Raw genomic sequence first — 14,898 nt, 5'->3', positions numbered from 1 at the left:
ACCGGTTTTTGTCATTAAATCGCACGATAACAAGGGTCTGGAACACAATTCCATTTTTGTGAAACGCCATTGTGCTCCAGATTTCGCATATTTTTTGAACCGGACTGACGGAAAAGCGTTGGCCGGTCATCTGTGGGTCCGAACGCTGCAAAAGCGCGCCAACCTTCAGGGGAGGATTACCCATGCGATCGATCCATCGCTTCTGCATCTCTTCATCTATTCTGGCCGGTGCGGCCATGGTGGCCAGTGCGCCTGCGCTGGCCGATGAACAGGTGCGCCAGTTCGACGTTCCCGGCCAGGCCGCCAAGGATGGCATCGTGATCTTTGCCCGCCAGGCCGGCATCCAGATCCTGGCGCCCGGCTCTGCCACGCAAGGGCGCCGCACCGCGCCGCTCAAGGGCCGCTTTACGGTGAGCGATGGCCTGCGCCGCCTGGCCGCTTCGGGCCATCTGCGCCTGGTATCGTTCGACGGCCGCACGGCCGTTCTGGCCGACGCGCAATCGCCCGACCGGCCGATCGATCCGCCGCCGGCGCGCCTGCGCGCCGCGCCCCGGCCGCTGGCAACCCCGGTTGCGGCGCAAACGGTTGCCCCTGCGCCTGCCGCATCGCCCAGCCCGGTCGAGGCCCAGGATGCGCCACCCCCCGGCATCGTGGGCACCGAAGCCATCGTGGTGACCGGCAGCACTTCGGGCCGCCGCACGCAGTTCAATTCCTCCAGCAACGTGACGCTGGCCAACGCGGCCGAATTGCAGCGCAAGGCGCCGCGCTCGGTGGCCGAAACGCTCGAACTCGTCCCCGGCATCTTCGTGGAGGCCACCGCCGGCCCGGCTTCCAACAACTATTCGGTGCGCGGCCTGCGCGGCGGCGGGCAGACGTTCATCACGCTGGAGCAGGATGGCCTGCCCATCCTCTATGGCGGTGGCGGTGCCGACTTCTATTTCCAGCAGGACCTGTCGGTCGATCGCATGGAAGCGGTGGAAGGCGGCACCTCGGGCGTGCTGGCCCCCAATGGCGCGGGCGCGACGATCAACTTCATCTCGCGCAAGCTCAATTTCGACAAGCTGGGCGGCGCGGTGCGCGTCAGTGGCACGACCTATTCGGATTTTCGGGCCGATGCCTATCTTTCCGGCCCGGTGTCCGATGGCCTGGCCTATAGCCTGAGCGGCTATTTCTGGAGCCAGCGCGGCCAGCGCAAATCGCCGTTCCGCTACAACAGCTATCAGGTGAAGGGCCAGATCGAGAAGCGGTTCGACGACGATGGCTTTGTGCGCCTGACGCTGCAGCGCCGCGACGAGCGCGATCCCTATTATGCCGACATGCCCTTTGCCGTGGATTCGTCGGGCAAGATCGGCAGCGTGCCGGGCACCGACCTGAAATACGACAACATCCTGGGTGAGGCGTTCCGTTCGATCGCGGTGCCCGATGCCTCGGCTACGGGCAATCGCCTGCGCACCTTCAGCGGCAAGGATGGCATCCACACCACCTCGTGGACCTATCGCATCGACATGGAAAAGCCGCTGGCCGATGGCGTGAAGCTGTTTGCCCGTGCGCGCTATCTTGATGGCAATTATGATTTCAACGGCATCTTCCCGGGCAGCGGCTCGGGCACGGCGGGCCTCGCTTCGGCGGTGGATTACCTGACGCCGGGCAATTCGCCGATCGCCAGCACGCTGACGGCGGGCGCGGCGGCCTTTCCCGGCACGGCGCAGTTCGGCATTCGCGATACGCTGACCGGCAAGGTCATCGCCGCGTCGGACACGGCCACGCTCAACGCGCTCAACGGCAATGGCCTGCTGCAGCAGACCGTGCTCAACCACCAGACGCTCTCGACCAAGGATTTTGGCAGCAACTTTGGCGTGACCTGGGACGCCCGCAGCGATGCGATCCAGAACTCGCTGACCGTGGGCGGCATGTATTACGACGTGAAGCATCGCAACGACCAGTCGGCCGTGGCCACGCTGATCAACGACGTGCGCAACAATTCGCACATCTATGACGTGGTGGCGCTGAGCGCGGGTGGCGAAGTGCTGGGCCAGCTCACCAACAACGGCATGCTCAGCTATGGCAACTGGGGCCAGGGGATCTACAACGATCACGTCGAAAGCCTGTCGGGCTATTTCAACGACGAACTGACCATCAACGACAAGCTGCACATCGACTTTGGCGCGCGGTACGAACACCAGCACGTGGCGGTGAACATCGGCAACACCGCCACCGTGAATGAAGCGGTGCCGGCCGGCACGCCGGGCCTGGCGCAGGACGTGGGCAGCACGTTTGACGGCACCTATACCCGCTATGCCGCGAGCTATCACGACTGGGCCTATACCGCCGGGATCAACTACGAACTGACGCCCAACGTCTCGCTCTATCTGCGCGGGGCCAAGGGTTTCCAGACCAACGGCGGTGACACCGGCGGCACGCACGCGCCCACCGATCTCACGCTCTATGAAGGCGGGGTGCGGCTGCGCACTTCGTTCCTCTCGGCCTCGATCGTCGGCTTCCGCACCTTGTTCAAGAACCAGTCGTACCAGTTCATCAATCCGTCGGACCCGGCCAATGCCGTCAACGCTTTGGCCAACAACACCACCAACGGGGTGCAACTCGATGCCGAAGTGCGGCCGACGCGGTACTTCACCATCACGGCCACGGGCGTCTACCAGGTGCCGCGCCTCAACAACCTGCGCTTCGATGGCGCCGCCCAGACGCAATACGAAGGCAATACGCCGGAACGCACGCCGAAAAAGCTGCTCACCGTCACGCCCACCTTCACGCTGCCCCATGGGCTTGGCGAGATTTATGGCCGGTGGAAATACGTGGGCAAGATCTTTGCCGACGCAGGCAATGGCGTGGCCCTGCCCAGCTATAGCGTGTTCACCATCGGCACCAATCTCAACCTGAGCGACCAGTTGAACCTGGCGGTGAGCGTGGACAACCTGACCAACGCCAAGGGCTTTACCGAAGGCAACCCGCGCCAGGGCCAGACCCAGACGATCGTCAACGGCTATTTCTATGGCCGCGCGATCGCCGGGCGCAACGCCATGGCGTCGCTCACCTATCGGTTCTGACGTCCCCCCCGCGCCGGGGGCTGCCCTCCCATGGCCCCCGGCGCACCCCCTTCTCTTTCGTGTTGTTGATCCTTTCGTCACCCCGGACTTGATCCGGGGGCCCACTTCTTGGAGCTTGGCGTAACGCTGCAGGAAAAAGCGGGACCCCGGGTCAAGCCCGGGGCGGCGGATGGAGATTTAGAGGCCAACGTCTTTTCCTTACAGGAGTCCCCATGATCCCCTCTCGCGTGCTGGCCCCGCTGGCCTTGCTGTTTCTGGCCGGGGCCGCACCGGCACCGGTGTTGCAGGAGGGGCTCAATCTCAACACCTTCGTGCAAGAGGGCGATGTGGCAGCGCATGTGCTGCTGCGCTCGGGGACTGATCCGCGCCTGATCGTGGCGTTTCCCGCGGGCAACAGCGGGGTGGGCCTGTGGTTCGGCAGGATTGCCAAGCCGGCGCAATGGGCGATCACCACGCCGCCGGTGCCGATCCATGAAGCCGATGCCCAGGGCCGCCCGTTGCGCGGCGTGCGCCTTTCCGCCCGGATCGCTGCGCTGCGGCTGGATCTCAAGCAGGCCGTGCTGTCCAGCGTGCGCGTGCTGCGCGACTACCAGGCGCTCGGCACGGCGCCGCAGGAGGTGCTGGTAGCGCCGACGATCGCCGGGCAAAGCGTGGTATGGCAGCGCGACCGGCTGGACGGCAAGGCAGGCTATCGGCTGGCCCTGACCGTCACCCACGGGCGCCTGGTCGATGGTGCGATCGTGGCCGGCGCCGATGGGCGCATCGCTGTGGCGATCACCGCCTTGAGCGGCGATCCCGCGCTGACGCCCTACACGTCGCAAACCCTGCTCACGCCCCAGGCGGCGGCCGATCCGGCGGCGCGGCGCGCGTTGCAATTCCTGAGCTATCATGAGAAGTTCCTGGCCGGTTCCTGGCGGTTCAACACCTATTTCGGACGGGACACGCTCATGTCGGTGCGCCTGCTGATGCCGGTGTTGACGCCGCCGGCGGTGGAAACGGGCTTGCGCTCGGTGCTCACCCGCCTGTCGGCCGATGGCAATGTCGCGCACGAGGAAGATATCGGCGAATTTGCCGTGCTCGACCATCTGAAAGCGGGCGAAGGGCCGAGCGATGCGCCGACCTACAACTATGCGATGATCGACAGCGCCTTTCTGCTGGCCCCGGTGGCGCGGGCCTGGCTGGTGGATGATCAGCGTGGGGCAGCCCGCGCGGGCACCTTCCTGGCCGAGCGCGACGGGGACAAGGCGCTGGGCGCCGCGCTGATGGCCAACCTGCGCCATGTGGCGCAGGCGGCAGATGCCTTTGCCCGCGATCCGCGTTGGCAGCACCTCATCGCGCTCAAGCCCGGCATGGATGCGGGCGAATGGCGCGACAGCAACGATGGCCTGGGCGGCGGACGCTATCCTTACGATGTCAACGCCGTGCTGGTGCCCGCCGCGCTCGATGCCGCCGCCGCGATGGCGCGGGCCGGGTTGCTCGATGCCTATGCCACGCCACAGGACCGGGCGATGCTCGCGCGCCTGCCGCAGATGGCCAAGGTCTGGCACGAAGCGGCGCCGCGCCTGTTCCTGCAAAGCGTGCCTGCGGCCACGGCGCGGGCGCAAGTGGGCGCCTATGCCAAGGCCGAAGGCGTGCCGGCCACGCCCGCGCTGGCCGCGCTGGGCAACCAGCCGCTGCGTTATCACGCCATCGCGCTTGATGGCGCGGGGCAGCCGGTCCCGATACTCCATTCCGACGAAGGCTTTGCCCTGCTGATGGGCAGCCCCGATGCCGATCAGGTCATGCTGGCCGCCGATACCATGGCGCGGCCCTTTCCCGCCGGGTTGATGACCGGGGCGGGCATGGTGGTGGCCGATCCTGCGCTGGCCCCGCCGGCCTTGCAGGCACGCTTTGGCCGCAATGCCTATCACGGCACGGTGGTGTGGTCGTGGCATCAGGCCCTGGCGGCGGCTGGCCTGGCGCGGCAGGCGGCGCGGGCCGATCTGCCCGCCCCGGTCTGCGCGCGGGTGCGCACAGCGCAGGCGGCGCTGTGGCGCGGGATCGACGCCAGCCGCGCGGTGCAAAGCTCCGAGCTGTGGTCGTGGAGCTATGCCGGCGGGCGCTACAAGGTGGAAGCGTTCGGCGCGCGTGGCGGCGATGCCGATGAATCCAACGCGGCGCAATTGTGGAGCACGGTTTACCTAGCGCTCAAGCGTCCGGCGCCGGGCGTCAACGGCTGCGGCCAGCGATGAGCGCGGCGCCCATCCGCAGCGTGGCCATCCTGGGCGGAGGCACCGCTGGGTGGATGACGGCGGCCGCCTTGTCCAAGGCGCTTTCCGCACAAGGCGTGGCGATTGCGCTGATCGAATCCGACGCGATCGGCACGATCGGCGTGGGCGAGGCGACGATCCCCACGATCCACTGGTTCAACCAGCTGATCGGCCTGGACGAAGCCGCGTTCATCGCCGAGACCGGCGCGACCTGGAAACTGGGCATCGAGTTTCGCGGCTGGCAGGGGGAGGGCAGCGCCTATTTCCACCCGTTCGGCACCTATGGCCTGCCCGGCGATGCGCAGATGCTGCCGCACCGGCTGATCCGCGCGTGGAACGGCGGGCATGCCCTGGATATCGAGCAGTTCTCGCTTACCACGCAAATGGCGCGCGCCGGGGTCTTTGCACGGAGTAACGGCGATCCGCGCTCGTTGCTCTCGACGCTGGGCCATGCCTATCACTTCGACGCCGGACTCTATGCTGCGTTCCTGCGCCGCATGGCCGAGGAACGCGGCGTGCGACGCCACGAAGGACGGGTGACCCGGATCGAGCAGGACGGGCAGACCGGGTTCATCCAGGCGTTGACGACCGAGCGGGGCGAGCGCGTGGCGGCGGACCTGTTCATCGATTGCTCGGGCCTGGGCGGCCTTTTGATCGAAGGGCAGATGCACGCCGGGTTCGAGGATTGGTCGCACTGGCTGCCCTGCGACAGCGCCTGGGCCGCGCCGACGGCAGCCGATGCCGCGCCGCCGCTTTATACCACGGCCACGGCGGCGCAGGCGGGCTGGCGCTGGCGCATTCCGCTGCAGCATCGCGTGGGCAATGGCTATGTCTTTTCCAGCAAGTTCCAGGATGCAGAGGCGGCGCGAAGCGACCTCTTGGCGGCGATCGGCACGCCCACGGCCGATCCGCGCCTGATCCGCTTCACCCCCGGCCGGCGCCGCCAGGCGTGGATCGGCAATGTCGTGGCGATCGGCCTGTCCAGCGGTTTCCTCGAACCGCTGGAATCGACCAGCATCCATTTGATCCAGACCGGGATCGGAAAGCTGCTTTCGCTGTTTCCCAGACAGGACTGTGCCACATTGCTGGCAGAGCAATACAACCGCGTGTTCGCGCAGGAGATGGAAGACGTGCGCGATTTCCTGGTGCTGCACTATCATTTCACCAAGGGCCGCAACGAGCCGATGTGGCAGGCCTGCCAGGCGGCCGACCTGCCCGCAACGCTGGCCTACAAGGTGGACCATTTCCTGGGCAGCGGGCGGCTGATGCTGCGCCAGGAAGACCTGTTCCGCGATGCGAGCTGGTTTGCGGTGATGACCGGGCAGGGTCTGCGCGCGCAAGGCCACAACCCGATGCTGGACAGCATGAGCGCGGCGGACAACCTGCGCCACCTCGATGCCGTGCGCGCGGCGATCGCCAAGAGCGCGGCGCAATTGCAGGGCGCACGATGAAAGCGCGCGCGCTGCTGCTCGGCCTGGTGGCGCTGGCCACCATGGCGCAGACAGCCCCGCCGCCCGCCCCGCCGCCAACGCCGCCGCAAGTGCTGTTCGGCCCGCTGTTCGAAGCGGTGCAGGCGGCCAAGGTGTTCCCCGACAGCAAGACCTTTGCCGACGCCACCCCGCGCGAGGCGCCAGAGGCGATCCTTGCCGCCTGGCGGGCGGAGCAGCCGCAGGGCGCCGATGCCCTGCGCGCCTTCGTCGACAAGCATTTTGTCGTGCCGGCCGAGCCGGGCGCCAAGCCGTCGTTGCGCGCCCATATCGCTGCACTCTGGCCGCAACTGACGCGCCCTGCATTCACCCCGCCGCCCGGTTCGTCGGCGCTCGCCATGCCGCAGCCCTATGTCGTGCCGGGCGGCCGCTTTCGCGAGATCTATTACTGGGACAGCTATTTCACCATGCTGGGCCTGAAAGCCGATGGGCAGGACCAGCTGATTGCGGGGATGCTCGACGATTTCGATAGCCTGGTGTCCCGCTATGGCTTCGTGCCCAATGGCACGCGCACCTATTACCTCGGCCGCTCGCAGCCGCCGTTCCTGGCGCTGATGGCCGATCTCGATCCGCGCCAGGATGCCGCCACGGCGGCGCGGCATCTGGCCGCGCTGCGGGCCGAACATGCCTTCTGGATGAAGGGCGCACCCGCCGCGCGCAAAAGCGGCGCTGCGGCGCGCGTGGTGCGCATGCCTGATGGCAGCCTGCTCAACCGCTATTGGGACGATGCGCCCGGCCCGCGCGATGAATCCTGGCGCGAGGACGTGGCCACGGCGCGCGCCTCGGGCCGGCCGGCGGCCGATGTCTATACGGACCTGCGCGCCGGGGCGGAAAGCGGGTGGGACTATTCCTCTCGCTGGCTGGCCGATCCCGCCCGCCTGGAAACGATCCGCACCACGCAGATCGTGCCGGTCGATCTCAACAGCCTGCTTTGGGCGCAAGAGACCGCCATTGCCCGGCGCTGTGCGCAGGCCGGGGACAAGGCCTGTGCCACGGATTTCGCGGCCCAGGCCGCCGCGCGCGGCCGCGCGATCCAGCGCTGGTTGTGGGTGCAACGCCAGGGCCGCTTTGCCGATTGGGATCGTGAAAGCGCCAGGCCCACGCCGCGCGTTTCGGCGGCGACGCTCTATCCCCTGTTCGTGGGGCTGGCGCGGCCCGACCAGGCGCAAGCGGTGGCCAGGCTGGTGCGGGCGCAGCTGCTGGCGCCGGGGGGCCTGCGCACCACGCCCTTGCGCACCGGGCAGCAGTGGGACGATCCCAACGGCTGGGCGCCGCTGCAATGGATCGCCCACGAAGGCCTGGCCCGCTATGGCGAGACCGATCTGGCCGCGACGATCGCGCGTTCCTGGCTGGCAACAGTGCAGGCCGCCTATGACGATACGGGCAAGATGCTGGAAAAATACGACGTGGAGACCCACGCGCCCGGCGGCGGCGGGGAATATCCGCTGCAGGATGGGTTTGGCTGGACCAACGGCGTGACGCGGGCTTTTCTGGAGCGGTATGCGGGGTAGTGCAGGACCTTCGCAACCTCGCCTTGTAAAAACCCGAAAGCCGCGTATATTGCCCCATTATAGCGGCATTTGGTGAGGCAGGCGTGGCAACGGCGTTTCTGGTTGATGTGGTGGGGCAAGGCGGGGCGGTTTCGCCCGATGTCGTCTCGGGCCGGTTGCGCATCACCAAGACCGAACTGGCGCAGGCGCTGGGCTTGTCGCGCGACAGCGTGTCCAAGGCCAGCCGCGTGGCTTCGCCCGCCACGCAGAAGCGGCTGCGTGACATGGTGGAAATCGTCAACCGCGTGATCCCGTGGGCGGGATCGGAACTGGCCGCCTTTGCCTGGTATCGCTCGCAGCCCTTGCCCTCGTTCGGGGACCAGACCGCCGAGGACTTGGTCCATGCCGGGCGGGGCGAGGCGGTGAAGCGTTATCTCAGCCGTATTGCCGAGGGCGGATTTGCTTGACCCTGCCCAGGAGCAAGCTGGTGGGCGCGGTCTATCGCGCGCACCATCCGCGCTGGGCGTTCGATCCGGTTTCGGGCGAAGGCGCGGCGCGCCATGGCGGGCGGTTCAATCCCGTGGGCACGCCCGCGCTCTATACTGCGCTGCGGCCAGAGACGGCCTGGGCAGAAGCGCAGCAGGGCTTTGCCTTCAAGGCGCAGCCGCTGACGCTGTGTTCCTATGACGTGGACTGCGCCGATCTGGTCGATCTGACCGATGCGGCCAGCTTGGATGCCTTGGGTGTGGCGCCGGTGGACCTGGCCTGTGCCTGGGAAGACCTGGCCGATCGCGGGCAAGTGCCGCCAACCTGGGCGCTGGCGCGGCGCCTGATCGACCTGGGCGCTGCCGGTGCGATCGTGCCCAGCTTCGCCCATCGCGCCGGCCCGCAGGACCGCAACCTGGTGTTCTGGCGCTGGAGCGCGGAGCCGCCGCATCAGGTGCGCGTGGTCGACGACCACGGCCGCCTGCCGCGCGACGACAGCTCGTGGCGCTAGGCGGCGTGGACAAATTCAGCGGTTCGGGAAAGACCGGAAGTGGTGGGGAGCCCTGGCATCAAAACCCGGCGGCTGTGCTTGTCGCGCCGCAAGTCGCTGGATTCCCGCCTTCGCGGGAATGACGAGGAGAAACGGCTGAAATTGGGTGGGAAGCGGGCATTGGCGACAGCGCTGCGCAGCCTTAGACCTAAACCATGGCGCAAACCCAGCAAACGTTCGTAAACCGCAAGGATGGCCCAATTTACGTGTCCGTTGAGCCTCGGCCCCAGTGCTTCGAATTAGAGCCTGGCGACAGGCTGACTCTCATTTGGGAGGGCCCTGCTATGGGGGACACAATAGAGACTGAGTTCATTAACGAACGCGAGTTGGTGGTTTGGCCGAACGGCAGCATCGACGGCATTCGTTATCTTTTTAACGACGAACCGGGGGAAGATCGCAGCTGGACGTTCAAGCATCGGTGATGTCCGCAAAGCCGCGTTTCCTGATGCTCGGGTTTGTCGAAATCTGGATGGGAAACTGACACTGTTGAACAGGCTACCCGTCGCCCCGTGCTTGACACGGGGCTTGGCTTCCCTTGCGACCTTGCCTTTGGCATGCTGGCAGAATGGAAAACGGCGGCTGGGCTTACATCATGGCGACCGCTATCGCGGCGGAATTTATATAGGTGTCACATCCGACCCGATCCGACGCGTATGACAGCATCGCGAGGGTCATGGCTCGATCCACGCAAAGGACTTTGGCAAGACAAGGCTGGTCAATGCCGAGCGGCACACGGAAATCGAACCCGCGATTGCTCGTAAGAAACTGGTCAAAAAACGGTGCCGGGAATGGAAATTTGCATTGATCGAGGCGTATAATCCCGATTGGCTGGATATCTGGGACCAGTGGTACCCAGTGACCGCGCCGCAAGGCGAGAACGCAAAGTAGCCAAGCCCCGTGTCAAGCACGGGGCGACGGCAGATGTTGGGCGAACCCGAACATTAGAATTTGCCACGCCTCTTAAGGCTTCGCGGTCCAAGCACACAGCCCCAGGCTTGCGCCCTTGGCCAGCGCCACCTTGGCGGCGCTGTCGGGCAGGGCCGTGCTGTGGCCGCCCTGGCAGACCACCGTCTTGCCCGAAATGCCCGCTAGTTCGATCAGGACCTGGTCCCAGTGGCGATACTGCACGTCGTGCGCTTCGCCGGGATAGACGCGGAAGGCCACCACGTTGGGGAAATGGCTGTGCCAATATTCCGCCTGGTCCAGCGTGACCAACGGATCGGCCCCGCCCTGGAAGATGTGCACCGGCGCCTTGACCGCCGATACATCGGGCGCCGGCCCGCAATAGCGCTGCATTTCCGCCGCTTCGGGCAAGGGATCGCCCATCTGCCCGCGAATGAAGAAGGTGCGCGCCCCTTCCTCGAACGCGCGATCGGCAAAGCCGGGGATGCCATGGGTGGGGCTGGTGGCAGGAAAGCCCCACCAGGCCTGCGGGTTCTGCACCTGGTTCGTCAGTGACTGCGCGAGGGCGGCCAGCGGCACGCCGCATTGCTTGCCATGTGGGTTGGTGGCGGCTGTGGCCAGCATGTGCAGGCTGATCACCCGATCGGGCAGCGCGCCGGCCACCGCGGCCATGTAGGGCCCACCGCCCGAAATCGCGACGCCGGCAAAGCGGCGCACACCCAGGTGATCGAGCACGGCGCGCACTTCGCCGGCATAATCGCCATAAGTCCACCCCGGTTGATAGGCGGTGTCGCCAAAGCCGTTGCGCTCCACGGTGATGAACCGCAGTTTCAGCGCCACGCGCAGGCTCTTGAGGAAATCGGTCATCCCGCTGGCGCGCGCGCTGGTGCCGGTGCCGCCGATGAACAGCACGCTGCGCCCGCCCAGATCGCCGGTGTCGCTGAAATGGACCACGCGGCCCGAAGGCAGGGTGAGGGCCTGCACCGCCGGGCCGAAATCATCGAAGCGATCGGGCAGGGCGGGTGCAGCCGGCGATGCCGGCGCCTTAGCGGTTGCCGGCTGGGCGACCGTGGCCGCCAGAAGAAGTGCTATCATCAGGCGGCGCATGGCATTTGTCTCCTCTCAACCCAGGGCGATGCGGCGGCCGGCGCCATCGGGCACCGGCAGAACGGCCTGCGCGCTGGCCAGCGCGGCCATGCGTTGCGCCGGCACCCCCGTGGCTGGGCCAGTGCGGCCCGTTGCCTTGGCCACATGCAGCAGCATCTGTTCGGCCGTGGCCACCAGTTGCCCGTCCCGGCTGCGAAACAGGCTGTGGAACACATGCGCGCGCTTGGCATCGGCGCCGAGCACCTGGGTGCTGGCGATCAACCGGTCTCCGGCATGGGTTTCGCCCAAGTGGCGGATGTGGGTTTCCACGGTGAACCAGCTGCCTTCGCTGGCCAGATAGGCCGCGTCCACGCCGATGTGGCGCAGCAGCGCGTCGGTCGTGTCGCCGAACACCTGGAGATAGCGGTGCTCGGTCATATGGCCGTTGTAGTCGATCCAGTCGGGCGGCACGTCGGTGCTGTGCAGCGCCAGCGGGCGGTGTTCGTCCGGCGCACTGCCCAGCGGGGCCGGCGCATGTTCCATCAGGCGACGGGCATAGGCGGCCAGCGTCTGCCCGGCGCCGTAATCCTGCCCGCGCAGGCCCGAAAGCACCGCGATCAGGCAATCGTCGCGTTGGCGTTCCAGGTCGCGGATGGAGATGCCGGCGGACTGGTCGTCGGATTGGGTGGCAACCGTGTCGATCAGGTCCTGCGTCAGCTCGGGCGCTTCCAGCTTGGTCCACGGCAGTTTCAGCGCGGGGCCGAACTGGGCCAGGAAGTGGCGCATGCCCGCTTCGCCCCCGGCCATGCGATAGATCAGGAACGTACCCATGAACGACCAGCGCAGCCCCGCGCCAAAGCGCACCGCGTCGTCGATCTCTTCGGTCGTGGCCACGCCGTCGTTGACCAGCCACAGCGCCTCGCGCCACAAGGCTTCCAGCAGTCGGTCGGCGATGAAACCGTCGATTTCCTTGCGCACATGCAACGGGTGCATGCCGATCGCGGTATAGAAGGCGGCGGCGCGTTCCCGGGTTTGGGCTGAGGTCTGGGCGCCGCCGCAGATTTCAACCAACGGCAGGAGGTATACCGGGTTGAAGGGATGACCCACGACCAGCCGTTCAGGATGGGCCATGCCCGATTGCAGGCGAGTGGGCAAAAGGCCCGAGGTGGACGAACCGATGATCACATCGGGCCGGGTGGCCGCATCGATGCGCGCCAGAATCTCGATCTTCAGGTCTTCGCGTTCGGGCAGGCTTTCCTGCACGAAATCGGCATCGGCCACCGCGTCTTCCACGCTTGCCGCCAGGCGCAGGTGGCCTTGCGGCGGCAGGGCGCCGGGCACCAGCTTGTCCCAGGCGCGGCGCGCGGCAGCCAGCACGGTCGTCACCTTGCGCTCGATCTCGGGATCGGGATCGAAGATCGCCACGTCGATGCCGTTGAGCAGCATGCGCGCCGCCCAGCCTGCACCGATTACCCCGCCGCCGACCAGCCCGGCGCGGGCAATATCCTGCACTGCCATTAGCGCACCTTCTTCAGCTTGAGCTTCTCGCGCACCTCGGCCGGACCCATCACCCGCACGTTCATCGCCTCGATGATGGTGCGGGCGCGGGTGACGAGATCGGCGTTCGACGCCTTGACCCCGCGCGAGAGATAGAGGTTGTCTTCTAGGCCCACGCGCACGTTGCCACCGGCCAGCACCGCCATGGCCACGAACGGCAATTGCCGCGATCCGATCGAAAAGGCGGAGAACGTGGCGCCGGCAGGTAACTGGTTGACCATGGCCATGGTCGTGCCCGGATCGTCGGGTGCGCCATAGGGAATGCCCAGGCACAGCTGGATCATCACCGGATCATCGAGCAGGCCTTCCTTGATCAGGTCCTTCACGAAGACCAGGTGCCCGAAATCGAACACTTCGAGTTCGGGCCGCACGCCCAGTTCCTGGACCTTGGCAGCCATCGCGCGCAAGTGGCTGGGCGTGTTGGTCATGACATAGTCGCCCAGCGAGAAATTCATCGTCCCGCAATCGAGCGTGCAGATTTCCGGCAGCAGTTCGACCACGTGGGCAAGCCGCTCCATCGGGCCGACCATGTCGGTGCCTTGCGGGTTGAGCGGCAGGGGATGCTCGCCCGAACCGAACACCACGTCGCCGCCCATGCCGGCGGTGAGGTTGATGATCACGTCGGTGTCCGAAGCGCGAATGCGTTCGACCACTTCGCGGTAGAGCGCAACGTCGCGGCTGGCCTGGCCGGTCTGCGGATCGCGCACGTGGATGTGGGCGATTGCCGCGCCGGCCCGGGCTGCCTCGATCGAGGCATTGGCGATCTGTTCGGGCGTGATCGGCAGCGCCGGATGGCGGCTGGCGGTGTCGCCGGAACCGGTGACGGCGCAGGTGATGAACACTTCGCTTTGCATCGAAACCCCCAATGGTGATGCGGCAGTGATGATGCACGCAGTGTGATGCAGCCCGGCAAAATATTTCATGCGAAAAACGACACTGATCGTGCAATTTCCGACGCCACGTGTTTTCCTGGTTAGCGATGACCATCGCGCCTGAACGAATCGATTTCCTGCTGGTGGAGGGCTTCTCTGCGCTGGCTTTCTTTTCCACGGTGGAGCCGCTGCGCGTGGCCAATCGCCTGGCCGCGCAGCCGCTGTTTGCCTGGCGCTTGCATTCCGCCGACGGGCAGCCGGTGGCGGCGTCGAGCGGGATGCGCGTGGTGGTCGATGCGCCGCTTGAGGCGCTCGTTCCGCCCGGCACGCTGATCGTGTGCGCCGGGTTCCACCCCGAACGCGGCCTTGGGCGGGCCGGGCTTGCGGCGCTGCGCCGCTATGGCCGGGGCGGCGGTCGGTTCGGCGCGATCGACACGGGCATCGTGCTCTTGGCTCAGGCGGGCGTGGCCGGGCCCGGCCCGGTGGCGATCCACTGGGAAGCGGAAAGCCATTTCCGAGAGACCTGGCCGCAGATCGCCGTGGCCGACGCGCTCTACACGCTGAGCGAGCGGCTGTTCACCTGCGCCGGGGGCACCGCCGCGCTCGACATGATGCTCGAGCGCATCGCGCGGGCCCACGGCGTGGCCTTTGCCAATGCCGTGGCGGAACAGTTCATCCACGAGCGCATCCGCCCGGCCGGCGAGGGCCAGCGCATGGCGGCCGGCCAGCGCCTGGCCATCCGCGATCCCCACGTGCTGCGCGCCGTGGCGACGATGGAGGCGCATCTCGACGGCCCGCTGCCTTCGGCGCAGCTCGCCCGCCGCGCCGGGGTGGGGGTGCGCCAGTTGGAGCGGCTGTTCGTGGCACACCTGGGGCTGACGCCGCAGCGCCACTACCGCCGGCTGCGGCTGGAGCGGGCGCGCGTGCTGCTGGAAACCACCGACATGCGCGTGCTCGACGTGGCGCTGGCCACGGGGTTCGATTCGGCTTCGGCGCTGACGCGCGAACTGCGCCGCGCGTTTGGCCTGACAGCCACGGCGGCGCGGCGCGGCACGCGCTTTGCCACGGCTGTGGCGGGCGATTGACGGGGTCACATTTCCCCCTTGCAGGCCCCGGCCCAGCCCCCCAGCATCGCGTGTACACACGGGCGTGC

General features: G+C 66.9%; 10 protein-coding genes. 7 read left to right on the top strand and 3 right to left on the bottom strand.

All coding sequences use genetic code 11. The features are described from left to right. The first annotated feature begins 182 nt into the window (after positions 1-182). The 6 genes from FHW94_RS19060 (at position 183) to FHW94_RS19035 (ending at position 9,288) form a co-directional block, all read left to right on the top strand. A complete protein-coding gene (locus FHW94_RS19060; RefSeq protein ID WP_168557423.1) occupies positions 183-3,065 on the top strand; it encodes a TonB-dependent receptor in 2,883 nt (960 codons plus the stop codon). 212 nt (positions 3,066-3,277) lie between these two features. After that, entirely contained in the window at positions 3,278-5,296 is a 2,019-nt protein-coding gene (locus FHW94_RS19055) for a hypothetical protein (protein ID WP_168557422.1), read from the top strand. Further along, positions 5,293-6,765, top strand: a complete 1,473-nt coding sequence (locus tag FHW94_RS19050; protein WP_168557421.1) for a tryptophan halogenase family protein — start codon at positions 5,293-5,295, stop codon at positions 6,763-6,765. Before FHW94_RS19055 ends, FHW94_RS19050 begins: the two co-directional genes overlap by 4 nt. Next, positions 6,762-8,312, top strand: a complete 1,551-nt coding sequence (gene treF, locus FHW94_RS19045; protein WP_168557420.1) for an alpha,alpha-trehalase TreF — start codon at positions 6,762-6,764, stop codon at positions 8,310-8,312. Before FHW94_RS19050 ends, treF begins: the two co-directional genes overlap by 4 nt. A gap of 83 nt (positions 8,313-8,395) precedes the next feature. After that, positions 8,396-8,758, top strand: a complete 363-nt coding sequence (locus tag FHW94_RS19040) for an antitoxin Xre/MbcA/ParS toxin-binding domain-containing protein (RefSeq protein WP_168557419.1) — start codon at positions 8,396-8,398, stop codon at positions 8,756-8,758. After that, positions 8,755-9,288, top strand: a complete 534-nt coding sequence (locus tag FHW94_RS19035) for an RES domain-containing protein (RefSeq protein WP_168557418.1) — start codon at positions 8,755-8,757, stop codon at positions 9,286-9,288. The genes FHW94_RS19040 and FHW94_RS19035 overlap by 4 nt, the downstream gene beginning before the upstream one ends. A gap of 999 nt (positions 9,289-10,287) precedes the next feature. On the opposite strand, the gene FHW94_RS19025 is transcribed toward FHW94_RS19035, so the two are convergent. The 3 genes from FHW94_RS19025 to FHW94_RS19015 are packed head-to-tail and all read right to left on the bottom strand — an operon-like array spanning position 10,288 to position 13,727. After that, positions 10,288-11,325 carry an alpha/beta hydrolase gene (locus FHW94_RS19025; protein WP_168557416.1) on the bottom strand — a complete coding sequence of 346 codons (1,038 nt, stop codon included), beginning with the start codon at positions 11,323-11,325 and terminating at the stop codon, positions 10,288-10,290. A 27-nt stretch (positions 11,326-11,352) separates the two neighbouring features. After that, positions 11,353-12,834 (bottom strand): carnitine 3-dehydrogenase, encoded by a 1,482-nt coding sequence (locus FHW94_RS19020; protein WP_210425758.1) that lies wholly within the window; start codon positions 12,832-12,834, stop codon positions 11,353-11,355. Continuing rightward, positions 12,834-13,727: a 3-keto-5-aminohexanoate cleavage protein gene (locus FHW94_RS19015; protein ID WP_168557415.1), complete on the bottom strand. Its 894-nt coding sequence runs from the start codon at positions 13,725-13,727 to the stop codon at positions 12,834-12,836. Before FHW94_RS19015 ends, FHW94_RS19020 begins: the two co-directional genes overlap by 1 nt. Before the next feature lie 125 nt (positions 13,728-13,852). Here FHW94_RS19015 and FHW94_RS19010 point away from each other — a divergent pair, with 125 nt between their 5' ends. Next, entirely contained in the window at positions 13,853-14,830 is a 978-nt protein-coding gene (locus FHW94_RS19010) for a GlxA family transcriptional regulator (protein ID WP_168557414.1), read from the top strand. Positions 14,831-14,898: the final 68 nt, after the last annotated feature.

Source organism: Novosphingobium sp. SG720 (genome assembly GCF_012275365.1).
GTDB lineage: Bacteria > Pseudomonadota > Alphaproteobacteria > Sphingomonadales > Sphingomonadaceae > Novosphingobium > Novosphingobium rhizosphaerae.
Note: the sequence above shows the minus strand (reverse complement) of the source record. Positions and strands in the feature narration are given on the sequence as shown.

Excerpts from the sequence above, each read along its gene's own strand:
- treF (WP_168557420.1), top strand. The coding sequence starts at position 6,762 with ATGAAAGCGCGCGCGCTGCTGCTCGGCCTGGTGGCGCTGGCCACCATG.
- FHW94_RS19010 (WP_168557414.1), top strand. The coding sequence starts at position 13,853 with ATGACCATCGCGCCTGAACGAATCGATTTCCTGCTGGTGGAGGGCTTC.
- FHW94_RS19050 (WP_168557421.1), top strand. The coding sequence starts at position 5,293 with ATGAGCGCGGCGCCCATCCGCAGCGTGGCCATCCTGGGCGGAGGCACC.
- FHW94_RS19015 (WP_168557415.1), bottom strand. The coding sequence starts at position 13,727 with ATGCAAAGCGAAGTGTTCATCACCTGCGCCGTCACCGGTTCCGGCGAC.
- FHW94_RS19025 (WP_168557416.1), bottom strand. The coding sequence starts at position 11,325 with ATGATAGCACTTCTTCTGGCGGCCACGGTCGCCCAGCCGGCAACCGCT.
- FHW94_RS19020 (WP_210425758.1), bottom strand. The coding sequence starts at position 12,834 with ATGGCAGTGCAGGATATTGCCCGCGCCGGGCTGGTCGGCGGCGGGGTA.
- FHW94_RS19060 (WP_168557423.1), top strand. The coding sequence starts at position 183 with ATGCGATCGATCCATCGCTTCTGCATCTCTTCATCTATTCTGGCCGGT.
- FHW94_RS19055 (WP_168557422.1), top strand. The coding sequence starts at position 3,278 with ATGATCCCCTCTCGCGTGCTGGCCCCGCTGGCCTTGCTGTTTCTGGCC.